Here is a 21,834-nt window from a genome sequence, read left to right as displayed (position 1 = left end):
GCAGAGGCTGACATGCAACTGAACTCCGCCGGTCTGCACGGGTCGCTCGACGACCCGGTGCTGCAGTCGATCGGATTCCTGAACGAGGTGATGAGCCGCTACCCGGACGCCGTCTCGTTCGGCCCGGGCGCCCCGCACCCCGTCTTCTTCGAAGGACTGGAGCCCCAGCGGTACACCGACCGCTTCCTGGAGCACCTGGTCGCCGAGGGCCACGATCCCGCCAGGGCACGGAAGCTGCTCTTCGAGTACGGGCCCAGCCAGGGCCTGATCAACGGGATCGTGGCGGAGGCCCTGCGCCGCGACCACGGCATCGACGCGGCGCCGCGCGACGTGGTGATCACCGTGGGCGCCCAGGAGGGGATGCTGATCGCCCTGCGCGCGCTGTTCCGCTCACCGGACGACGTGCTGGCGGTGGCCAACCCGTGCTTCGTCGGCATCATGGGCGCGGCCCGGCTGCTCGACATCCCCGTGACCGGCGTGGACGAGGGCGACCGGGGGATCGACCTCGACGGCCTCCGGCGGGCCTGCCGGGAGGCCCGCAGCGCCGGGCGGCGGATCCGCGCCTGCTACGTCGCCCCGGACTTCTCCAACCCGGGCGGCGGGCGGATGTCGCCGCAGTGCCGCCGTGCGCTGCTGGCGCTCGCCGAGCAGGAGGACTTCCTGCTCCTGGAGGACAACGCCTACGGCTTCACCGCCCCCGGCGGGAGCGGGCTCGCGCCGCTCAAGGCGCTGGACACCGGGCGCCGCGTGGTGCACATCGGCACCTTCGCCAAGATCTGCTTCCCCGGGGCGAGGGTCGGGTACGTCGTCGCCGACCAGCGGGTCGGGTCCGCGGACGGCGAGGAGCGGTCGCTCGCCGAACAACTGGCCGCCGTGAAGAGCATGGTGACGGTGAACACCTCACCGCTCTGCCAGGCCGTGATCGGCGGGATGCTGCTCGAACACGGGCGGTCGCTGGCCGAGCTGGGGCGGCGCAAGTCCGAGCACTACCGGCGCAGCCTGAACACGCTGCTGGACGCCCTCGACCGGCACCTCGGCGGGGACCGGCCGGCCGGCGTGGACTGGAACCGGCCCGAGGGCGGCTTCTTCGTCCGGATGCGGCTGCCGGTGCCCGCGGACCTCGCCCTGCTGAAGACCTCGGCCGAGCGCTACGGCGTGCTGTGGACACCCATGTCCCAGTTCTACCTGGACGGCGCCGGCGACTTCCGGCTCAGGCTCGCCTGCAGCTACCTCGACGACGGGCAGATCGAGACCGGAGTGGAGCGTCTCGCCGCCTTCCTCAGGCAGGAGCTCGGCACCTGACCCGGCCGCCGCCGGACGACGCCGGGCGCCGCCCCGCGCCCCGCCCGCAGCTCACACCCCACCGGCCGACGGGCCGGCTGGACCCACCTACTCACGAATGGGAACCCCGGATGCGCCTCAACAGCTACGACGACTTCACCCCGCTCAAGGAGGTCGTGCTCGGCTCGGCCGTCAACTACGCGGAACGCCTCCGCGACCTGTCGTTCGACATGTTCATCAGTGACAACGTCTCCGGCGCCCGCGGCTACTACGCGAGCATCACCGACTGGCGCCCGGGGGAGGACCGCAAGAAGCGCAACGAGCCGCAGCGCCTCGCCATGAAGGAGCGGTTCCTCGACGAGCTGATCGAGGACGTGGAGGGGATCGCCACGGCGCTCAAGTCCCTGGGCCTGACGGTGCACCGCCCGATGCGGCTCGCCCCGGAGGCCACGGAGATGTCGGCGCCCGGCTGGTCGGCGCCGGTCACGCCGCCGCTGAACGTGCGCGACAACACCCTCATCCTGGGCGACGAGATCATCGAGACCCCGCCCACCCTGCGCGCCCGCTACTTCGAGACCCAGTTCCTCAAGCCCGTCTTCATGCGGTACTTCGAGCAGGGCGCCCGCTGGACGACCATGCCCCGGCCGATGATGACGGACGCGTCGTTCGACCCGGCCAACGAGGACGCCGCGCCCAACATCGAGGCGCCGCTGGACCCGCAGGCCTCCCCGTACGACGTGGGCGTCGAGATCATGATCGACGGCGCGAACTGCCTGCGCCTGGGCCGCGACCTGATCGTCAACATCTCCAACGCCAACCACGCCCTGGCCTGCGACTGGCTGGAGCGGCACCTGGAGGGCCGCTTCCGGGTCCACCGGATGCACAAGCTGACGCAGAGCCACATCGACAGCGTGGTCATCCCGCTGCGCCCCGGCACCCTCCTGGTCCGCTCCGAGGGCGTGCTGGACTACCTGCCCGAGCCGCTGCGCAAGTGGGACGTCATCGTGCCGCCCGCCCCCACCGTCAGCGACTACCCGCAGTACGAGAACGACACCCCGATCCCGGCCAGCCCGTACATCGACCTCAACCTGCTCTCCATCGACGAGCAGACCGTCATGGTCAACGACGCGTGCAAGACCCTGATCGCCACGCTGGAGAACAAGGGCTTCACGGTCGTCCCGGTCCGGCACCGGCACCGCCGGCTCTTCGGCGGCGGCTTCCACTGCTTCACCCTCGACACCGTGCGCACCGGCGGAGCGGAGGACTACCTGGGCTGACCGCCCGGGAAGCCGGGGTGGGACCGGCCGGCCGCGCCGCCCGGCGCGCCCGGCCGGTCACCGCCACTGAGAAGACTCGCGCCTCGACTTGGAGGAACAGTGTCGGATTCGGTGCTATGCGCGGAAGAGGAAAACGAGAGAGTCACCAAGGCTTCGAGCCGCCCGTACCGCCGCGGCTACCAGGCGCCCAGGGGCATGCGGAACGTGATCGGCGAGGCGCACCGCACGCGGCTCGCCGTCTCGCTGGCCCTGGCCTCCTCCGATCACGTCAGCATTCCCCTGGCGGCACTCGTGGTGGCCTGGCCGGGCTGGTGGTCGACGGTCCCGACCGGTGCGGCGGGGCTGCTCGTGGGCCTGGCCGCCGTCGCCCTCACCGGCCGCCAGCTCCGCGGCCTGGAGTGCATGCTCCACGAGGCGAGCCACTTCAACTGGAGCAGACACCACCGCGGCGTGAACGACTTCTGCGCCGGAGTGCTGAGCTGCGTCCCGACCGGTGTGCGGATCTCGCGCTACCGGGAGAGTCACCTCGTCCACCACAGCCGGCTCGGGACGGCCGACGACCCCGACCGGCAGCGCTACCAGGAGTACCGGATCGAGGGGCTCGACCGCAGCGGGCCGGCCGTCTTCTCGCGCGGTCTGGTGCAGCGGCTGTACGCCTACCAGCGCAGCTGGATCACCGAGACCGCGAACGACCTGTTCGCCGTCGCGGCCCCGGTGCTCTGGGCGCTGCTCACCATCGCGCTCCCGGCGGCCCTGCTGTGGGGCGGGCAGGCCGCGCTCACCGGCTGTGCCGTCTGGCTCCTGGGGCACGTGGTCGCGCTTCCCGTGATCAGGTTCGTCGGGGAGAGCAGCGAGCACAGTTACGGCGACGCCGACACGGTCTTCGACTCGACGGTGACCAACCTCGGGCCGGTGCAGCGATGGGTCTTCCACCCGCACAGCGACGGCTACCATACGGTTCATCATCTGTGGCCGGGCACGCCGCACCACCGTCTCCGGTCGGTGCACGAGGCGTTGAGCGCGGCCGATCCCAGCGGTTACGCGGAGCGGCTCAGGACCCGCCACCGGGTCCTGTCGGACCCGACGCCCAACAGGGGCGCGTCCTAGCCCGCCGGCGGTCGTCCCGGCCCCCGGCGCGGCGGTGGCGGTGCCGGGCGGCACCAGCGGAGGAGAGTGCAATGTTCGAAGGCTTCGTTCTGGACCCGGCGGTCTCCCGGGACTTCCCCGGCTGCCAGGTGCGCCTCGTCACGGCCCGGGGGCTGCGGAACGCCGAGGAGTGGCCGGCGACCGCGCAGGCCATTGACGAGCTGCAGGCCGAACTGGCGGCCGGGACCAGGGCACTCGCCGGCGAGGAGCACCCCTTCGTCGCCTCGTGGTTCGAGGCCTACCGCAGGTTCGGCACGAACCCCCGGCGCAGCCGTCCGAGCCTCAACGCGCTGACCCGCCGGGTGGAGAGGTCCGGCGTCCTGCCGCGGGTCAGTCCCGCCGTCGACGCCTACAACCTCGTCTCGGTGCGGTACGGACTCCCGGCCGGCGCGTTCGACCTGGACCGGCTGTCCGGTCGCGTGGTGATCCGCCACAGCGCGGAGGGCGATCTGTTCACCCCCATCGGCGAGCCGGACGCGCAGGAGGCGCCGAAGCCGGGCGAGGTGGTCTACGCCCAGGGTTCCCAGGTGCTGACCCGGCACTGGAACCACCGTGACGCCGACGCGACCAAGGTCACCGAGGAGTCGGCGAACGTGGTCTTCCTGCTGGAGCGGGTGGACCGGTTCGCGGTGTCCGACGAGCACATGAGCGAGGCCCAGGAGCGCCTGGCGGACCTCGTCCGCCCGCACGCGGAGGAGGTCGTGCTGGGCGTGCTCGGGCCGCAGTGCGCGGACGCCGGCCCCGCCCCGGCGGGGCCGGCGCTCCGGCCCGAGCACACGGGCTGACCCGCCGGGGCCCGGCCGGGCCGTGGGCGCGGTGGTGCCCGCCCGGCGGACTACCCGCCGCTCCGGCAGGGAGTGCCCCGGGACCAGCCGTAGGGGGCGTCGATCCGGTAGGCGCCGGGGGCGGCGGCCTCAAGACGGGTCCACTCGCCGTCCCGGGCCAGGCAGGAGCCGGCGGGACCCTGCACGGAGAGCCACGGCGACCAGGGGACGCGCACCACGACCGGACCCGGGGCGGACAGGGTGAGCTCCACCCGGGCGGCGTCGGCGTGCGTCACCTCGGCGGGCGGGTCGGCCAGCGGGAGAGCGTCGGTGAAGCGGTACAGCCGCCAGTTCTCGTCGTGCCAGACCTCCTCCAGCCAGTCGGGGCCGCCGCGGATCAGGGCGGCCTCGGCGGTCCCGGCCGAGTCGGTGTCACCGCTCGGCAGGGCGACGTAGCGCACGGCCCAGCGGCGCAGCCACTCGCGGTAGCTCTGCGGGGTCAGCGTGTCGTCGTAGAAGAGCGGGTTGCGCCGTACGTCCATCTGGCGGTTCCAGCCGCGGGCCAGCTGCGCCGCGGGGACGAGCCCCCAGGACTCCCAGTGGTTGAGTATCGGGACGGCCTCCACCCGGCCGCGGTCCGCGCCGAGCCGGTCCAGCTCGGCGAGCAGCGGTGCGGCGTGCCAGTCCGGGGCCGTGGCCGGGATGCCGACGAGGTTCGCGGCGACGGTCCAGTAGGCGGTCGCCGCGAAGGCCAGGGCCAGGGCCGCCGTCCGCGGGCCCGGGCGGCCCCGGAGGCCCCGGATGCCCCGGAGGCGGGAGCGGCCGGGGCGGCCCGGGCGGGAACAGAGCGCCGCGAGGAGCACCGGGCCGGCGAAGAGCAGGGGCAGCCGCTGGACGTTGCCGCCGATCGGGGTGGCCACGGCCCAGGTCAGGACGGTGCCGAGGGCGTAGGCCGTGGCGCCGGCGCGGACCGCCCGCCAGCCCCGGGGGACGAAGGCCACGACGGCCGCCGCGGCGCCGACGCTGACCAGCACGGTGGACGGCGAGATCGGGTCGATCCCGTCGAAGGGGAACAGCCGGCTGGTGAGCAGCACCACCGCCGGCGGTGGCACCGCCAGGGCCCAGCCGCAGCCGCGCCGGCCGGTGACCAGCAGGGCCGCCGCCACGACCTCGACGAACAGCCCGGCCACGGGACTGGCGGCCGTCGCCAGCAGCGCGAAGCCGGCCGCGCCCGCGAACCGCCACCGCGCCGGCACCCGGTCCGCTCCGGCCGCCACCACGGCGGCCAGCCCGAACATGACTCCGAGGGCGAAGGTCACCCGCCCGGCCGCCGTGTTGCAGAGCATGGCGAACGCCCCCCACAGGGCCACCGGGAGCGGGTGCCGCACCGGCGCGCGGACCACCAGGTGCGCCAGCAGGGCCGCGGAGACCGTGGCCGCCGCCACCGCGGCCGCGTGCACGCCGAGCAGGGCCATCAGGGCGGGCGCCAGGAGGCTGTAGGAGGCGGGGTGCATACCGCCGTACCACGACAGGTTGTACGCCGAGCCGGGGTTCCGGGCCGCGAAGTCGGCCCACGCCCACTGGGCGGAGAGGTCGCCGCCGACCCCGGCCAGGTACCGCGCCCAGAGCACTCCCGCCAGCAGGGTGCCCGCCCCCGCCGCCCAGACGGGGCCCCGAAGGGGGTGTCCGCGGGGCGTCGGCGGCCGGTCGGAGGACGTGGGTCCGGCCGGTGGCGCGGACACCTGCTGCAGACCGATCACTGCGCCTGGTTCTCCCGTCATCGCATCGGACCATCGCATCGGCGGCCGGCCGACGACCGCCCCGGGCCTTCCACCGGGGGCAATGGTGACGACGCTACTGTCCGGGCCGTGGCCGGGGGCTGCTCCCGGGAGGCGTCTGCGTGGCGCGTCACCCTCGGGATGTAGGGCCCGTCCCATGCACCGGCCCCGACCTGTCCCGTGCGCCGTTCCCGGGCCGCGACGGCGCCGGCCCGCGACCGCCTCGTGCGCCGGCCCGCGACCGCCTCGTGCGCCGGCCCGCGACCGCCTCGTGCGCCGCCCGGCGACCGCCCGGCGCCCGGCCGGGCCGTACCACCCCCACCAGGCGCCGACGCCCGTCCCAAACCCGTTTCCCGGCCGTGATGTTGGCGACATTAGGGCTGGTACGCCCTCTTGCCGGGGTGGGGGTGTGGCGTCAGCATGAGGGCAGCGCGGTCGTGTGCTTCGAGGGGGGATCCTGTTGATGTCCGGTGGAGGAAGACCGTCCCCGTCGTGTCCCGACGCGCGGCTGCGTTGACCGGGGGAGGAGGGGCGTCCGCTCCGGTCTGCCCGGCCTGCGGGGCGCGGCGGCGGTCCGGGCTGCCGGGACCGCTGGCGGCCGCGCTGCCGCTCAGCCGGGACCTCACCCCTCGGGAGCGGGCCGTCCTGCGACTGCTGGGACTCGGCTACGACAACCGGTCGATAGCCCGGGAAATGCAGATCAGCGAACGCACGGTCAAGCGTTTCGTCACCGCGATCCTGGCGAAGCTGGGGTTCAGGTCGAGGCTTCAGGCGGGACTCTTCGCATTGATCGTCGCGTCGTCGCCGGGGGGCGGGGAATTATGGCCCGAAAGTCTCATGGACGTCGCCGGGGCAGCGGGCGATGATGTCGGGGCACACGACACAGGAGGGGAAATATGACCTTTGACGCCCTCGCCGCCCTTCGGCAGGCGGGAAACCCGGTCGACCTGCTGACGCCCGAACAGCGGGACGTTCTCTCCCAGCTCAGCGAGGACGAGGTGGCGATCCTCAACTCCGTCAAACAGCGGCTGGACGCGGTTTCCGACGCCGAGGTAGAAGGGCATTCCACCGCCATCAAGTTGGCGTGAGATGGCTTTCGGTTTCGGGATTCTCGGCCCTTTGCAGGTGCTGGAGAACGACTGTCCGGTGGACCCGGGATCGCGGAAACAGCAGATTCTCCTGGCGGCCCTGCTGTGCCATGCGAATTCCCGGGTCTCATTCGACGCACTGGTCGAGGCGCTGTGGGACGACGCGCCGCCGCGGACGGCCCGCAAGAACATCCAGGTGTACGTCTCCGCGCTGCGCCGGCTGGTCGGTGCGCAGACCGGTACCCGGATCAGCCACCAGAGCGGCGGGTACGTGCTCCACGCGGCGCCCGGTGAGCTCGACTCGCTCCGCTTCGAGCAGCGGGCCCGGGCCGGCGCGCTGACCGAGGCCCTGGAGCTGTGGCGCGGTCAGGCGCTGGACGGCTTCCGGGACGTGCCGCTGATCGACGCCGCCGCACAGCGCCTGGACCGGCGCTTCCTCGGGGTCTTCGAGGACTGGCTGGAGGCGGAGATCGCGGCCGGCGGCGGGCCGGCGGCGGTCGAGCGCGTCACCGAGCTCGCCCAGCAGCACCCGTTCCGGGAGCGGCTGCGCATGCTGCAGATGACGGCGCTGTGCCGGGCGGGGAGGCGCTCCGAGGCGCTGGCGGTCTACGACGAGCTGCGCCAGTCCCTGGCGCACGAGCTGGGACTGCCCCCGAGCCCGGCGCTGGCCCGGTTCTACGGGTCACTGCTGTGCGAGCAGGTGCCCGCCGAGCCGCGGGCGCCGGCACCCCGCCCGCGGCGGGAGGCACCCCCGAACCTGTTACCCGGCGACCCGCCGGCCTTCACCGGCCGGGCGGCGGCCGCCCGGCGCCTGACGGACGCACTGGCCGGGGGCGGCAACCGGCTGGCCGTGGTGACCGGCCCGCTCGGCGCGGGCAAGACGGCGCTCGCCGTCCACGTCGCGCACCGGCTCGGCGAGCGGTTCCCGGACGGCCGGCTGTTCGTGCGGCTCCGGGGCGAGGACGGGAGGCTGCGGCCGCTGGAGGACGTGGTGCGGCAGCTGCTGGCCGCGGCCTCGCCCGGCCCGCCCGAGCTGCCGGGCCCGCCGGATCCGCGCTGGGCCTGGCAGCTCTGGCTCTCCAGACGCCGGGCACTCGTCGTCGTCGACGACGCGCGGCGCGAGTGCGAGGTCCGGCCGCTGCTGCCGGAGGCGGGGGAGAGCGCGGTCGTGGTGACGGCCCGGCCCGGGCTGATCGGCCTGGAGGGGGCGGAGCGGGTCTGGCTCTCGGCCTTCCCGGCGGAGGAGGCGGTGGAGTTCCTGGGCCGGGTGATCGGCCGGGAGCGGGTCGAGGCGGACCGGGAGTCCGCCGGGCGGATCGTCCGGGCGGCCGGGCTGCTGCCGCTCGGGGTCCGGCTGGCGGCCGACCGGCTGGCGTTCCTGCGGCACGTGCCCCTGCGGGAGTACGGCGCGCGGATGGCGGGCACCCGGCCGCTGCTGGACGAGTTGTGCGGGGGCGACCTGGCGGTCCGCGCCCGGCTGGCGGAGTCGATCGGGGACCTCCCCGAGACCGCGCACCGGGCGGTGCTGCGCCTCGGCCTGCTCACGGAGCCGGTGTTCACGCTGGAACAGGCGGCCGCCGTGCTGGACACCGACCCGGACTCGGCGGTGCTGGTGCTGGAGCACCTGCTGGAGGCCGGCCTCCTCACCGTCCCGGACGTCGAGGGGCTGGCCCACACCGTGCGCTACGAGATGCCGGCGCTGCCGTACGCCTTCGCCCGGGAGATGGTGGCCCGGGCGACCGACCGGATGCCGCTGCCGGCTCCGGGGCCGGTGGCGATGCCGATGCCGATGTCGGTGGTGATGCCGGTGTCCGTACCGGTGTCCAGGCCGGTTTCCGTACCGGTGGCACACCACTGACCGATCGTCATACCGATATCAAACCGCCGACCAGCCGCTGTCATACCAAGGATTCCTACCTTTTCTCTCGGACCGGCGTAGCGGACGCCGCCACCGCAGAGGAGGACAGCATGCCCGAGGACATCAACCCGGAGCCGACCGAGGTCGAGGACGAGGACGTCGACGTCGTCGCGCACGGGGTGCCCGCCGACGAAGCCGTCGAGGACTGGTGCGTCGTCAACAACAGCTCGGCGCTCTGACCTGAACGTCGAGCCATGAGGACCGGGCGGGCCACCCGGTCACCGGCGCCGGTCGCCGGAGTCCGGGCGGCCCGCCCGGTGCCCGCCCGTCGGCCCGACCGCTCCGGCCCGGAGGCCCCGTGAACATCCTGCTCTGCCCGCTCAGTGACGGCGGCTACCTCTACCCGGCGATCGCCGCCGGGCACGAGCTGCGGCGTCGGGGCCACCGGGTCGACGTGCTCGGCCGCTCCTCCGCCGCACCCCTCGTGGCCGAGGCCGGCCTGCCGTTCGCGGCGGCGGAGGACTTCGGCGGCCGGCGGGCCTTCTCCGCCACCTGGTGGGGCCCCACCGGGGCGGCGCAGTACCGGGCGGTCGTACGCGCCGCCCGGCAGGCCCGGGCCGACCTGCTGGTCACCTCGGTGCTGTGCAACGGCGCGCTGCTCGCCGCCGAGACGCTCGACATCCCGGTCGCGGTGATCGGACTCTCCGTCCACCTGTGGGACTACCGCAGCGGCGGCGAGGGCGAGCCGCAGTTCGGCCGGACCCGGGAGAACCGCACCCGCGAGTGCCTGGACCTGTACGCCGCCACCCGGGAGCAGGCCGGACTGGCCGGGCGGCCGTCCCGGTGGGCCTCGCACCGGTCCGCCGGCCCGCTGCTCGGCGAGGCGCTGCTGCTGCGCGGCGACCCCGAACTGGAGCACCCCGGCGCGGTGCTGCCCGAGCGGGTGCACCACGTCGGCCCGCTCGCCTGGGAGCCCGCGGCCGACCGGGCCGAACTCGCGGAGATCCGGGCCCACCTGGAGCGCTCCGGCAAGCCCGTCGTCTACGTCCACCTGGGCCGCTTCTTCGGCGGCGGCTCCCCGTGGCCCCGCCTCAACGCGACCTTCACCGGCGGCCCGTTCCAGGCCGTCGTCGAGCAGGGACGGTCGACCGACCCGCGACCCGCTCCCGGGGCCGACATCCTGCTCGTCCGCAAACCGTGGCTGGGGCCGCTCGTCGACCTGGCCGGCCTCGTGCTGACCAGCGGCACGTCCGCCCCGGTGCTCGCCGCCCTGCTGCGCGGCCGGGCCCTCGGCGTCTCGCCCAACGGCTCCGAGCAGCCGCTGCTCGCCGGCGCCCTGCTCCGCGCCGGCGTGGCCGTGCACGTCCCGAGGACGGCGGAGCCGGACCCGTCCGGGCGGCTCGAAGCGGCCTGGCGGGACGACGCGCTGCGCGGGCGCGCCCGCGGGCTCGGCCGCCGGCTGGCCGCGGCGGACGGCGCCGCCCGCGCGGCCGATGCCATCGAGCGGGCGGCCAGGCCGTCAGCAACCTCCACACAGAACCGGGAGAACCATGGGTACGCGATCAGCCGGCCTGGACACAGCGGTCGTGGCGAAACTGTCGACGGGGGCGCTGCACTGGATACGCCTCCACTCAGGCTTCCTTGACTCGCCGTCGGGCCGTGCCGAGCTGCCGCTCACCCCGCGGGTCAAGGCCCTGCTGCAGCTCGCCCTGCTGCGCCGCTCCTGGGAACGGGTCGCACCGCAGGACCCCGGCCTGGCGGAGGTCACCGGGACCCTCGGACGCGTCTGGCGCGACCCCGGCTTCCCGCCCCTGCTCGCCGCCGAACCACGCTACGCGTGGCAGTTCCGGCTGGCGTACGGCGCGCTCGCACCCGCCGGGATCACCGACGGCCCGCACCCGGCCGTGCTCGCCGAGGTCGCGGCCGGCGGCCTCCTGACCCCGCGCCGGCAGTCGCCCTTCGGCAGCCTGGAGACCCGGTACTACGCCGACCTCGCCGGGGTCCGGCACAGCCTGCGCCCCTACCGGGAGCTGTACGAGGCCGGCCGGCTGGCCCGACACGGGGACGACCGGCCGCTGGACGAGCTCGACGTCTGCGACGTGACCCACACGGTCTTCCACCTGACCGACTTCGGCTTCCGCGCCCCCGACCCGGGCGACCCGCGCACCGCCGCGCTGACCGGCGCGGCCCTGGAGCACGCCCGCGACCGGGTCTGCCGGCTCACCGAGGCGACCGTACGCCGCGGGGAGTGGGACCTCACCGGCAAGCTGGTGCTCGCGCAGCACTGCCTCGGCCTCGACCCGCTGCGCACGCCGTCCGGGGCGGCCGGGCTGCGGATGCTCGCCGCGGTCCAGTCGCCCGGCGGCGCGATCCCCGGACGGTCCGCCGACGACCGGGCGGACGCGGCCGCGACCACCGTGGAGTTCTTCCGCAAGGCCTACCAGTCGACCGTGGTGACCGCCCTCGCCACGCTGACCGTCCTGCACGGGCGCCCCGACGCGGCGGACCACGCCGAGGAGCGGTCGCCGGCCGTCCGGGGGGCGCGGTGACCCGGGTCCAGACCGACGAACGCACCGGGCACGTCGCCGGCGCGCGCATCCTCCGCGGCGAGCGGAACTGGTGGTTCCTCGGCCCGGGCGGCGGGCTGGCCCGCCTGCGCGACGGACAGCTGACCGCCGAGGGACGGCTGCGGCCCGCCACCGAACGCCGGCTGCGCGAGCACGGCCTGCTGACCACCGCACTCCCGCGCAGCTACTCGCTGACCGTGCTGACCAGCACCCAGTGCAACCTGGGCTGCGGCTACTGCTTCCAGAACACCGGCCAGGACCCGGACGGCGGCAGCCGGCCGCCGCGGATCGCCCGGACGCGCCTGACCTCGCGGACCATCGGCTCGATCCTCGACTTCACCGACCGGCAGATGGCCGCCGCCGGCGTGGAGGAGCTCCGGGTCCTGCTCTTCGGCGGGGAGCCCCTGCTCAACCCGCGCGGCTGCCTGGAACTGCTGGAACGGGCGGCCGACCACGGACTGGCGTCCGCCTGGATGATCTCCAACGCCACGCTGCTCACCCCGGCCCTGGCCGCCCGGCTGGCCGACCTCCGGCTCCGCTCCGTCCAGGTCAGCTTCGACGGCGACCGCCCCGACCACGACCGGATCCGGATCCGGCGGGCCGACGGCGGCGGGACCTACGACACGATCGTCCGCAACATCGTCCGGGCCTCCGATGCCTCCCCGCTCCGGTGGACCCTCCGGGTCAACGTCTCCCAGGAGACCCACCAGGGGGTCGACGCGCTGATCGACCGGCTCGCCGCAGAGCTCGACCCCGAGCGGTGCAGCCTGTACTTCGCCCAGGTGGGGGACGTCGGCATCGGCTACGGGAACGACCTCCAGCACACCCGCGACCTGTCGGCCCGCTTCACCCGCTGGCAGCGCCGCGCCCTCGACCTCGGCTTCACCGTGACCCGCCCGCAGGCCCACCGCCCGTGCGTCACCTGCGGCTACGACGACGGCCGCTTCGGCGCGGTGGTCAGCGCGGACGGCACGCTGGCGAGCTGCTGGGAGACCGCGGGCCGGACCGACTGGGAGGTCGGCACGATCTCCGGCGGATACCTGCCCGGCGCGGTGACCAGGGAACGCTGGGTCGGCTGCGAGGACCTCTACCGGCGCGCGGACGACCGGGGCACGCTCGCGGCCTTCCACGACACGGTGGACGCGGCCCTGCTCGACTACCTCGACGAGACGGGGCGCCTGTAGCCATGCCATCGGATGCCATGCCACCGGACCTCCACCGGCTGTCCGCCGGCACCCTCGCCTGGCTGGAGCGGAACCTGGACCGCTTCGACCCGTACGCGGCGGGCCCGGGCCACCCGGAGCACGAGACGCCGTACGCGCAGGCCAAGGCCGCGCTGGAGCTGGCGCTGCTCCGCCACTGCTGGGCCCGGGTGGACACCGGCGACGACCCCCGGCTCGCCCGGGTGACGACGCGGGTCCGCACGCTCTGGCAGCACCCGGACTTCCCCCGGCTCGTCACCGCCGACCCCCGCTGCGCCGCCTACTACGGGCTGGTCTACGCCGCCCTGGCCCCCGACGGCATCGACGACCGGCCGTGCCGGGCCGTCCTCGCCCGGCTGGCCGCCGACGACCTGTCACCGCGGGGGCGGACGCCCTACCAGCGACTGGAGCTGCGGTACTACGCCGACAAGGCCGGCGTGCGGCACACCGTCGAGCCCTACGAGGAGCTCGTCGCGGGGAACGTCCTCGTCACGCTGCCCGCCGAGGCGGCGAAACGCGCGGTGCCGGACGGCGAGGCGCCGGTCACCGTCCCGGAGGCGTACGCCGTCACGCACTCCAGCTTCTACCTGAGCGACTTCGGCCGGACCGGCGCGGGGCTGTCCGCCGACGCCCTGGCGGACGCGGCGGAACTGGTCCGCCGGCTGCTGGAGCACTGCGTCCGGCGCGACTGGTGGGACCTGGCCGCGGAGCTGCTGCTGACCCAGGTCTGCCTGGGAGTGGAGCCGCTGCGCACCCCCGGGGGCACGGCCGCCGTCGCCTGCCTGGTCCGGGCCCAGCAGAGCGACGGCGCGATCCCCGGGCGGTCGGCCGGCACCCGGGTGACGGCGGACGAGCCGGCCGGGGCGTTCTTCGCGAAGGCCTACCACACCACCCTGGTCACGGCGATGATGACGCTGCTCGTCGCCCCGGCGGGTGCCGCATGACACTCCGGCCGACCCTCACCCTCATCAACCGCGAGTACACCCGCCTCTGGTTCGGACAGGCCGTCTCCTCCGTCGGGGACGCCGTGTTCAGCACGACCCTCGTGCTCTGGGTGGCCACCGTGCTGGCCAAGGGGAAGCCGTGGGGGCCGCAGGCGGTCAGCGGCGTCGTGCTGGCGACCAGCGCCGCCGTGCTCTTCGTCGGGCCGCTCGCGGGCGTCTTCGTCGACCGCTGGGACAAACGCGCCACCATGCTCGGCACCGAGGTGATCCGCGGCGCCCTGGTGGCCGTGCTGACCGCCGTCGCGTTCCTCCCCGTCGAGGACCTCCCGGTCGGGGTGTGGCTCGGCCTGATCTACACGACCGTGCTCGTCCTCAACGCGGCCGGCCAGTTCTTCACCCCGGCGCGGTTCGCGGTCGTCGCGGAGTTCGTCACGGGCGACGCCGACCGGGCCCGCGCGGCCGGCATCGCCCAGGCGACCGCCCAGACCGCCTGGATCATCGGGCCACCGCTCGCCGCGCCGCTGCTCTTCACGGTCGGCATCCAGTGGGCGCTGTTCTTCAACGCGGCCTCCTACCTGGTGTCGTACATCGCCATCCGGTCGGTGGACATCACGCCGCCGGCGCCGGCCGCCGACCGGGACCGGCCGGGCGCCGAACGCCCCGGCCTGGTCAAGGAGTTCAAGGCGGGCCTGCGGTTCTTCGTGCGCAGCCGGTTCCTGGTGGCGCTGCTGCTGCTCACCGTGGTCGGCCAGCTCGGGGTCGGCGCCCTGTCCACCCTGAACGTCTTCTTCGCCACCGGGAACCTGCACGCCTCCGCCCAGCTGTACGGCTACCTCGGCATGGCGACGGGGATCGGCGGGATCGTCGGCGCGCTGGCCTCGGGTCGGGTGGTGAAGTGGATCGGCGCCCGGCGGACGACCTGGATCGGCCTGATGGTCAGCGGCGTCCTGCTGGTCCTGTACTCCCGGCAGAACGCCTTCCCCGGCGCCGTGGCCGTGCTGTTCGTCTTCATCCTGCCGATCACCATGCTGAACACCGCCATGGCACCGCTGCTGCTGGCCGCGACCCCGGCGGAGTTCCGGGGCCGGGTGCTCGCCGTGTTCTACCCGGTCACCCGGCTGGCGGCGATGCTGACGGCGGCGCTGGCGGGCTGGCTGGCCGGCAGCGGCCTGCGGGACTTCAGCGGCTCGGTCGCCGGTGTGCGGTTCGGCCCGATCGACACGATCTTCGCGGTCTCCGGGCTCGTCGTCGTCCTCGCGGGCGTCTGCGCGCGGTTCGCCCTCCCCGGACCGGACGCCGCGCCGTCCGCCGGGCCGTCCGCCGGGCCCGACCAGGCCCGGCCGGACACGGACGACGAGCCCGGCGGTGCGTCCGGAGGCGAGGCCGGGGGCACGTCAGGTGACCAGCCCGGCGACCAGTCCGGCGCCGCGTCCGGAGACGAGCCCGGCGACCAGCCCGCCGACCAGTCCGGTCCGGGGCCGGCCGAGCCCACCCTGAAGGGCACCCGGTGAACTGCCCCGCGTGCGGACGCCGGGCCGCCGACGCCGACCGGTTCTGCGCCGGCTGCGGCACGCTGCTGGCGGCCGGCGCCGCACCGCGCGAGACGCGCAAGAAGGTGTCCATGCTCTTCCTGGACATCGTCGGCTCGACCGCGCTCGCGGAACGCCTGGACCCGGAACCGCTGCGGCAGGTCATGGACCGGTACTTCGCGAGCTGCGGGGCCTGCATCGCCGAACACGGCGGGGTGGTGGAGAAGTTCATCGGCGACGCGATCCTCGCCGTCTTCGGCGCCACCGTCGCCCACGAGGACGACGCGGTACGGGCGGTGCGCGCCGCCACCGGGGCGCTCGCGGCGCTGGCCGGGCTCACCGCCGAACTCAGCGCCGAGTACCAGGTGGAGCTGGAGGCGCGGGCCGGCATCTGCACGGGCGACGTCGTGGTGATCACCAGGCCGGGGGACGACTTCCGGGTCGTCGGGGACGCCGTCAACACCGCCGCCAGGCTGCAGACGGCCGCCCGGCCGGGCGAGGTGCTGGTCTGCGCCGACACCGCGGCCGTGGTGCGGTGGCAGGTCGGCATCGAGCCCGTCGCACCGCTGCAGCTGAAGGGCAAGGCCCGCCCCGTGCCGGCCTGGCGGGTCACCGCCCCGGTGCTGCTCGCCGACGGCCCCGGGCCGGTCACCCCGTTCATCGGCCGGGACGACGAGCTGGAGGAGCTGGAGCGCAGCTTCCGGCGGGCCAGGCAGCGGCGGCAGGTCTGTCTGGCCACGGTGGTCGGCGTTCCCGGGATCGGAAAGTCGCGCCTGGTGCGGGAGTTCCTCGCCACCCTGCCGGACGGCGAGGTCACCGTGCTGTCCGGACGCTGTTCGCCCTACGGCCGGGGGATCACCTACCGGCCGCTGGCCGAGATGCTCGGCTCGCTCCCCGGCGGCTGGCCGGCGCTCACCCGGCTCCTGGAAGCCGGCCCGGATCCCGCCGGCCCTGACCCCGCCCGTTCCGTTCTCGCCCGTTCGGATCCCGCCGGCTCTGACCCCGCCCGTTCCGCTCCCGCCCCTTCCGGTCCCGCCCGCCCCGAGCCGCCGGGCTTCGAAGCGCCGGGCTCGGAGCCGGGCGGCGCGGCGTCGGCGCACGGCCTCGTGACGCACACCCTCGGCCTGGTCGTGGACCAGGACGGCAGCTCCGGCGGCCAGGTCGGCGTCGAGGACATCGCCTGGGCCGTGCGCCACCTCCTGGAGGCCCTCGGCCGGTCCAGGTCCGTCGTCATGGTCTGGGACGACCTGCACTGGTCGGAGGAGACCCTGCTGGACCTCATCGACGAGGTCGCGACCTGGCTGCACGACGTCCCCGTCCTCCTGCTGTGCGTCGCCCGCCCCGAACTACTGGACATCCGCAGCACCTGGGGCGGCGGGAAGCCCTGCGCGACGACGCTGGAACTCGGCCCGATGACCGGCGACCAGACGGCCGCCCTGGTGGAGCAGCTGGCACTGCGGGGCGAGGTCTACCCGCAGGACTACCAGGAGGTGAACAGCCGGGTCGCCACGCTGTGCGACGGCAATCCGCTCTTCGCGGAGCAGCTCATGGACGTCTTCGCCGAGACCGCCCCCGGCACCCAGATCCCGCCCACGATCCAGGCGATGCTGGGTGCCCGGCTGGACCAGCTGCCCGGCACCGAGCGCAGCCTGCTGGAGCTCGCCGCGGTGATCGGGCGCGAGTTCACCCGGGACCTGCTCCGGGTGATGGCCGAGGCCGACGGCATCGACCCCGCCGCGACCGACGAGGCGATGGCCAGGCTGGCCCGCAGGCGCGTCCTCGAACGCGGCCCGGCCGGGACCGTCCGCTTCGCCCAGGCCCTGCTGCGCGACACCGCCTACGAGTTCACCCCCAAGACGCGTCGCGAGCGCTGGCACGACTTCCTGGCCGAGTGCTACTCCCGCGAGCACCCGCAGGACGCGATGGCCGTCGTCTACCACGTCGAGGCCACCAGCCGCCTGCGCAGGCAGCTGCGGCCCGGCGACCCCCAACCGCCCGCGCTGGCCGGGCCGGCGGCGAACACCCTGATCGCGGAGGGCATGAACGCCCTGGCCCGCAAGGACCTGCCGGCGGCCGTCCAACTGCTGGAACGGGGGCGCGCGTTGCTGCCCGACGGCGACCCCCGGCACACGGCGCTCGCCCTGCACGTCTGCGATGCCGGCCTCTGGCTCCAGGACGAGGAACGCTGCCGCGGCGCACTCGCCGCCGCCGAGGCCGCGCTGCCGGGGGACCGCCGCGCCGCGGTCACCTGCGCGATCCAGCGCGCCATCGTCACGCTCCGGCTCGGCATGGCCCCGGCCGAGTCCGTGGCGGCGGACGCGGCGGCGATCGCGGCGGCACTGGAACGCGACCCCGGGGACGACCTCAGCCGGTGCCGGCTGCACCAGCTCCAGGCCCACCTCGAACTGATCGCGGAACGGACGGCCTCCGCGGAGGCCTCGTTCGGCCTCGCGCTGAAGCGGGCCCGGGCCATGAGCGACCGCTACGAGGAGGACCGGCTGCTCTGCGCGGTCTGCGAACTGGCGCAGTGGGCACCGACGCGCGTCGCCACCGGGCTGGAGTTGTGCGCCATGCTCTCCCACCGGTTCGCCGCCAGCCGGACCCTGCTCATCCCGGTGCTGGTGACCAGGGCACACCTGGAGGCGCTCGGCGGCGACGTCGACGGCGCCCGGCACACCCTCGCCGACGCGCTGACGTACTCCCGCGACGTGCACCTCGACCTGGCCGACGCGGTGGTGCTGGACGCCTCCGGCTTCGTGGAGTCGCTGGCCGGCGCCCACGACGTGGCCGAGGCGCGGTACCGGCAGAGCCTCGGCGTGCTGCGCACCACCGAGCACGCCCCGGACTCCCGCAACACCGAGGTCGCGATCGCCAAGGAGCTCTTCGCCCAGGGCCGGGTGGCCGCCGCCGCGTCGGCCCTCGACCGGCTCGACCTGGCGGGCGAGTCCGAGAGCGTGCGGGTCAGGCTCGGGACGGCCGCGCTGCGCGGCCGGATCGCGTCCGCCCGGGGGTGCCACGAGGAGGCGGTGGCGGAGGCGACGGCGGCGCGGACCCTGGCGGCCGGGTCGGACGACCTGTGCCTCACCGGGGAGACGCTCTTCGATCTGGCGATCGTGCTCAGAGCGGCCGGGATGACCGGACGGGCGACGGAGGAAGGGGCCGAGGCGTTGCGGAGGTTCGAGGCGAAGGGTGCCACGTTGCCGGCCGGCCGGGTCCGCGAGTGGCTCGGCGCGGGGAGCGCCGGTGGTGCCATGGGTGACGCCGGTAGTGCGGGTGCCCGTGGATCCGGTGGTGCCCGTGACTGACGTCCCGCCGTGGCGCAGGCCGCCGCGCGACCACTTCCCCGGCGTCCCCGCGTGGAGCATGCCCGTCTCCGTGGTGCCGCAGGAGCCCTTCGCCGTCAGCCCGCTCGGCCCGGTCACCCAGGAGTGGGCCTGGGGCGGTGCGGACGGCTCCGGGGTCCGGGTCTGCGTGCTCGACAGCGGTGTCGACGCCGACCACCCGCTCGTCGGCGGGATCGACGGTGCCCGGGACGTGATCCCCGGCGAGGACGGCGACCTCACCGTCGTACCGACCGAACCCGGCGACGCGGCGGGGCACGGCACGGCCTGCGCGAGCGTCATCCGGTCCATCGCCCCGGCGGCGTCCCTCACCTCGGTACGCGTCCTGTCCAGCGGCCGGCACGGCAGCGGCGCCGCCCTGCTCACCGGACTGACCTGGGCCATCGAGGAGGGGTTCGACGTCATCAACATGAGCCTCTCGACGACGAAGCCCGACTTCCGCGACGCCCTGCGCGACCTGTCCGACCACGCCTACTTCCGGCGCTGCGTCATCGTCGCGTCGGCCCACAACATGCCGGTGCGCAGCTACCCGTGGCCGTTCGCCTCGGTCATCTCGGTGGCCAGCCACGACAGCCCCAACCCGATGACCTACTACTACAACCCCTCACCACCGGTCGAGTTCTATGCACGGGGCGTCCGCGTGCCGGTGGCCGGGCCGGGCGGCCGGCAGCTGCTCAGCACCGGGAACAGCTTCGCGACCCCGCACATCGCGGGCATCTGCGCGCTCATCCTCAGCAAGCACCCGTCGCTCACGCCGTTCCAGCTCAAGTCCGTCCTCTACCTGGCCGCCGAGAACGTTGCCGTACCCGATGGAGGTGCGCGTGTCGACTGACCCGCTGGAAAGTGCCGATCTCCCGCAGCGCAGACTGCTCCAGTCGATCGTGGAGGTCGCCCGCAGCGTGTTCGGCGCGGCCGCCGCCTCCGTGCTCCTGGTGGACCAGGCGAACGGGGACCTGGTCTTCGAGGCGGTGGCGGGCGAGGGCGAGCAGCACCTGCTGGGCACCAGGTTCCCGAACGGCACCGGGATCGCCGGCTGGGCGATGGTGTCCGGCCAGCCCGTGGTGATCGACGACGTGGCGGACAGCCCCCGTTTCTCCCGAAGAGCGGCGGAGTCCACGGGCTACGTGCCGCGCAGCATCATGGCCGCCCCGCTCATCTGCGAGGGCGACTGCGTCGGTGTGCTCGAAGTTCTGGACCGGGACAGCCGGCAGCGCTGCGACCTCGGCGACATGGCCTCGCTCGGGCTGCTCGCGACCGAGATGGCGACGGTGCTGGAGCTGCTCGTCCAGCTCCGGTCACGGGACGCCGACCTCGGCGCCCGGGCCGCGCAGGACCGGACCGCGCAGCTCGACCTGTCCCTGCTGGAACGGGTGGCGGAGCGGCTTCCGCTCGCCTCCGAGCAGGTGGGCGCGACGGTGACCAAGCTCCTGGTGATGGCCGACGAGCTGCTCGCCGGCGAGGCGACGGTCGGCGGACCGAAGGCGGGCGATCAGACGGCGGGTGGACCGAAGGCGGGCGAGCAGGCGGCGGGTGGACCGAAGGCGGGTGGACCGAAGGCCGCGGGGTCGGCCGGCGGGCGGGGCCTCGGTGACGGGTGACGCCGGTGGCTGACGCCCGTGCGGCCTTTCTCGCGCAGCTCGCGCACCCCACCCAGGTCGTCGACGTCAGGCCCCGGCCCGTGCCGTGCGTGCTGCTCCTCAGCCGCGCGTGCGACGCGGACCTGGAGGCGGTGCAGAACCTGCTCGGGGCCGAGGGAATCCGATCGGCCCGGCTGAACGCCGACGAACTCGTCGCCGCGGACCTGGTCGTCGCCCCCGACGGCCGGGCGGCCCGTCTCAACGGCCGCTGGCTGACACCCACCGTGACCTGGATCAGGCACTTCGCGGTGTCCGCGATCGAGAGCACCGAGGACGCGGCCCACACCCTCTTCCTACGGGAGTCCTGGCAGGCCGCGGCCTGCCAGCTGGCCACGATCGCCCGGACGGCGATCCACCCGGACCGCCCCGGACTGCTCTCCCAGCTCCAGACCGCCCGGCGCCACCGGGTCGCCGTGCCGCGCACGATGCTGACCACGGACCCGCGCCGCGCCCGTGACGAGTTCGACTGCCCGCGGCTGGTCGTCAAGGCCGCACACCACCACTTCGTCGAGTCCGCGCCCGGCCGGCTGAACGGCGTCTTCCCCGTCGTCGTCGACCGGCAGGCCCTGTCCGCCGGGCCGAGTCCCGGGCCGCCCGTGATCGTGCAGGAGTACGTCGAGCACGAGGCCGAGCTGCGCGTCTACTACGCGGCCGGCCGGATCCACGCCTTCCAGGTCGGCAAGGACGCACCCGCCGACCCCTGGCTTGCCCCCGACCGGCTGGACGTCCGCCCCGTGGCGCCGCCCCCGGCGGTGGTCGCAGCCACCAGGACCCTCGCCACGGCGATGTCGCTCCGGTACGGCGCGTTCGACTTCCTGATCAGCGCCGGCGAGCCGGTCTTCCTGGAGGTCAACCCCGACGGCGACTGGCGCTGGGCCGAGCAACGGACCCACACCGAGCCCGTCACCGTCGCAGTGGCCGCCATGCTCGCCGACCTGCACCGCGAGGCGTCGCCGTTGCCGGGGGAGTTCGACCTGCTCGGGTTCCTGTCCGGGCCGGGCTTTGCCTGAGCGGCCGAATAGGCGTAGTGTTACCTGGTCGCTCGACAGGGAGCACCGGACACGCATCGGCGCGGACGGTCCCGTAGCGGCCAATCCCTAGAAACATCACTCCCGGTTCGGGCTGGGTCGTGCTTTGCCTTTTTCGGTGGTGCGGCTCGGGTCTTATTCGGCGTGTCCGTTTATATGGATTGCGGCCGGATTCGCTTCTCGGAGCGGGGATGGGCTAGAGTTTGAAACGTCGGACGGGGCGTCAAGCCGCAGAAGACACCAGCGAGTTGGATGAACGAAGCGCCGGAAACGGAGCGGAGAACATCTGATAAGCTGGGAACACGAAAGAACGAAGCGCCCGGAGGGCCCGCTGGAAGGCGGTCCGAAGGAAGTGTCCGTTCCTTGAGAACTCAACAGCGTGCCAAAAGTCAAC

At 74.3% G+C, this 21,834-nt stretch carries 18 protein-coding genes; 17 read left to right on the top strand and 1 reads right to left on the bottom strand.

The genetic code is table 11. From position 1 onward, the window contains the following. The first annotated feature begins 12 nt into the window (after positions 1 to 12). The 4 genes from ACFC1F_RS31825 (at position 13) to ACFC1F_RS31810 (ending at position 4,489) form a co-directional block, all read left to right on the top strand. Complete coding sequence (locus ACFC1F_RS31825; protein ID WP_376163519.1) at positions 13 to 1,302, top strand: PLP-dependent aminotransferase family protein; 1,290 nt, start codon at positions 13 to 15, stop codon at positions 1,300 to 1,302. 110 nt (positions 1,303 to 1,412) lie between these two features. Further along, on the top strand, positions 1,413 to 2,558 hold the full coding sequence (locus ACFC1F_RS31820) for a glycine amidinotransferase (RefSeq protein WP_376163517.1): 1,146 nt from the start codon (positions 1,413 to 1,415) through the stop codon (positions 2,556 to 2,558). Positions 2,559 to 2,753: 195 nt separating this feature from the next. Next, on the top strand, positions 2,754 to 3,665 hold the full coding sequence (locus ACFC1F_RS31815) for a fatty acid desaturase family protein (protein WP_376163515.1): 912 nt from the start codon (positions 2,754 to 2,756) through the stop codon (positions 3,663 to 3,665). 71 nt (positions 3,666 to 3,736) lie between these two features. Continuing rightward, on the top strand, positions 3,737 to 4,489 hold the full coding sequence (locus tag ACFC1F_RS31810) for a B3/4 domain-containing protein (protein WP_376163513.1): 753 nt from the start codon (positions 3,737 to 3,739) through the stop codon (positions 4,487 to 4,489). Between the two features lie 50 nt (positions 4,490 to 4,539). On the opposite strand, the gene ACFC1F_RS31805 is transcribed toward ACFC1F_RS31810, so the two are convergent. Next, the gene (locus ACFC1F_RS31805) at positions 4,540 to 6,249 is read right to left on the bottom strand and encodes an MFS transporter (RefSeq protein WP_376163511.1); all 1,710 of its coding nucleotides are present in this window, start codon (positions 6,247 to 6,249) and stop codon (positions 4,540 to 4,542) included. Between the two features lie 417 nt (positions 6,250 to 6,666). Between ACFC1F_RS31805 and ACFC1F_RS31800 the strand changes: the two genes are divergently transcribed. The 13 genes from ACFC1F_RS31800 to ACFC1F_RS31740 all read left to right on the top strand — a co-directional run bounded on the left by ACFC1F_RS31800 (position 6,667) and on the right by ACFC1F_RS31740 (position 21,422). Beyond that, positions 6,667 to 7,146 (top strand): LuxR C-terminal-related transcriptional regulator, encoded by a 480-nt coding sequence (locus ACFC1F_RS31800; RefSeq protein WP_148642054.1) that lies wholly within the window; start codon positions 6,667 to 6,669, stop codon positions 7,144 to 7,146. Continuing rightward, positions 7,143 to 7,334: an aroma-sacti cluster domain-containing protein gene (locus ACFC1F_RS31795; protein ID WP_148642053.1), complete on the top strand. Its 192-nt coding sequence runs from the start codon at positions 7,143 to 7,145 to the stop codon at positions 7,332 to 7,334. Before ACFC1F_RS31800 ends, ACFC1F_RS31795 begins: the two co-directional genes overlap by 4 nt. 1 nt (position 7,335) lies before the next feature. Then, positions 7,336 to 9,192 carry a BTAD domain-containing putative transcriptional regulator gene (locus ACFC1F_RS31790; protein ID WP_376163508.1) on the top strand — a complete coding sequence of 619 codons (1,857 nt, stop codon included), beginning with the start codon at positions 7,336 to 7,338 and terminating at the stop codon, positions 9,190 to 9,192. A 110-nt stretch (positions 9,193 to 9,302) separates the two neighbouring features. Continuing rightward, on the top strand, positions 9,303 to 9,431 hold the full coding sequence (locus ACFC1F_RS31785) for a hypothetical protein (RefSeq protein WP_376163506.1): 129 nt from the start codon (positions 9,303 to 9,305) through the stop codon (positions 9,429 to 9,431). Between the two features lie 119 nt (positions 9,432 to 9,550). Next, entirely contained in the window at positions 9,551 to 10,837 is a 1,287-nt protein-coding gene (locus tag ACFC1F_RS31780; protein ID WP_307853550.1) for a glycosyltransferase, read from the top strand. Then, positions 10,779 to 11,741 (top strand): DUF6895 family protein, encoded by a 963-nt coding sequence (locus ACFC1F_RS31775; protein WP_376163504.1) that lies wholly within the window; start codon positions 10,779 to 10,781, stop codon positions 11,739 to 11,741. Before ACFC1F_RS31780 ends, ACFC1F_RS31775 begins: the two co-directional genes overlap by 59 nt. Further along, positions 11,738 to 12,943 carry a radical SAM protein gene (locus tag ACFC1F_RS31770; RefSeq protein WP_376163502.1) on the top strand — a complete coding sequence of 402 codons (1,206 nt, stop codon included), beginning with the start codon at positions 11,738 to 11,740 and terminating at the stop codon, positions 12,941 to 12,943. The genes ACFC1F_RS31775 and ACFC1F_RS31770 overlap by 4 nt, the downstream gene beginning before the upstream one ends. Positions 12,944 to 12,960: 17 nt before the next feature. Continuing rightward, positions 12,961 to 13,905 (top strand): DUF6895 family protein, encoded by a 945-nt coding sequence (locus ACFC1F_RS31765; RefSeq protein WP_376163500.1) that lies wholly within the window; start codon positions 12,961 to 12,963, stop codon positions 13,903 to 13,905. After that, on the top strand, positions 13,902 to 15,416 hold the full coding sequence (locus tag ACFC1F_RS31760; protein ID WP_376163498.1) for an MFS transporter: 1,515 nt from the start codon (positions 13,902 to 13,904) through the stop codon (positions 15,414 to 15,416). Before ACFC1F_RS31765 ends, ACFC1F_RS31760 begins: the two co-directional genes overlap by 4 nt. Further along, positions 15,413 to 18,739, top strand: a complete 3,327-nt coding sequence (locus tag ACFC1F_RS31755; RefSeq protein ID WP_376163496.1) for an AAA family ATPase — start codon at positions 15,413 to 15,415, stop codon at positions 18,737 to 18,739. The genes ACFC1F_RS31760 and ACFC1F_RS31755 overlap by 4 nt, the downstream gene beginning before the upstream one ends. Then, positions 18,732 to 19,607, top strand: coding sequence for a S8 family serine peptidase (locus tag ACFC1F_RS31750; RefSeq protein WP_376163494.1), 876 nt, complete (start codon positions 18,732 to 18,734; stop codon positions 19,605 to 19,607). The genes ACFC1F_RS31755 and ACFC1F_RS31750 overlap by 8 nt, the downstream gene beginning before the upstream one ends. After that, positions 19,597 to 20,373 (top strand): GAF domain-containing protein, encoded by a 777-nt coding sequence (locus ACFC1F_RS31745; protein WP_376163492.1) that lies wholly within the window; start codon positions 19,597 to 19,599, stop codon positions 20,371 to 20,373. Before ACFC1F_RS31750 ends, ACFC1F_RS31745 begins: the two co-directional genes overlap by 11 nt. A 5-nt stretch (positions 20,374 to 20,378) precedes the next feature. After that, positions 20,379 to 21,422, top strand: coding sequence for a RimK family alpha-L-glutamate ligase (locus ACFC1F_RS31740; protein WP_376163490.1), 1,044 nt, complete (start codon positions 20,379 to 20,381; stop codon positions 21,420 to 21,422). Positions 21,423 to 21,834 lie beyond the last annotated feature (412 nt).

This window comes from Kitasatospora sp. NPDC056181, from assembly GCF_042266225.1.
In the GTDB taxonomy this organism is placed as follows: domain Bacteria; phylum Actinomycetota; class Actinomycetes; order Streptomycetales; family Streptomycetaceae; genus Kitasatospora.
Note: the sequence above shows the minus strand (reverse complement) of the source record. Positions and strands in the feature narration are given on the sequence as shown.

Bases quoted from the DNA above. Each gene is read 5' to 3' on its own strand.
- ACFC1F_RS31825 (WP_376163519.1), top strand. From the start codon at position 13: ATGCAACTGAACTCCGCCGGTCTGCACGGGTCGCTCGACGACCCGGTG.
- ACFC1F_RS31820 (WP_376163517.1), top strand. From the start codon at position 1,413: ATGCGCCTCAACAGCTACGACGACTTCACCCCGCTCAAGGAGGTCGTG.
- ACFC1F_RS31815 (WP_376163515.1), top strand. From the start codon at position 2,754: ATGCGGAACGTGATCGGCGAGGCGCACCGCACGCGGCTCGCCGTCTCG.
- ACFC1F_RS31810 (WP_376163513.1), top strand. From the start codon at position 3,737: ATGTTCGAAGGCTTCGTTCTGGACCCGGCGGTCTCCCGGGACTTCCCC.
- ACFC1F_RS31805 (WP_376163511.1), bottom strand. From the start codon at position 6,249: ATGACGGGAGAACCAGGCGCAGTGATCGGTCTGCAGCAGGTGTCCGCG.
- ACFC1F_RS31800 (WP_148642054.1), top strand. From the start codon at position 6,667: ATGAGGGCAGCGCGGTCGTGTGCTTCGAGGGGGGATCCTGTTGATGTC.
- ACFC1F_RS31795 (WP_148642053.1), top strand. From the start codon at position 7,143: ATGACCTTTGACGCCCTCGCCGCCCTTCGGCAGGCGGGAAACCCGGTC.
- ACFC1F_RS31790 (WP_376163508.1), top strand. From the start codon at position 7,336: ATGGCTTTCGGTTTCGGGATTCTCGGCCCTTTGCAGGTGCTGGAGAAC.
- ACFC1F_RS31785 (WP_376163506.1), top strand. From the start codon at position 9,303: ATGCCCGAGGACATCAACCCGGAGCCGACCGAGGTCGAGGACGAGGAC.
- ACFC1F_RS31765 (WP_376163500.1), top strand. From the start codon at position 12,961: ATGCCACCGGACCTCCACCGGCTGTCCGCCGGCACCCTCGCCTGGCTG.
- ACFC1F_RS31760 (WP_376163498.1), top strand. From the start codon at position 13,902: ATGACACTCCGGCCGACCCTCACCCTCATCAACCGCGAGTACACCCGC.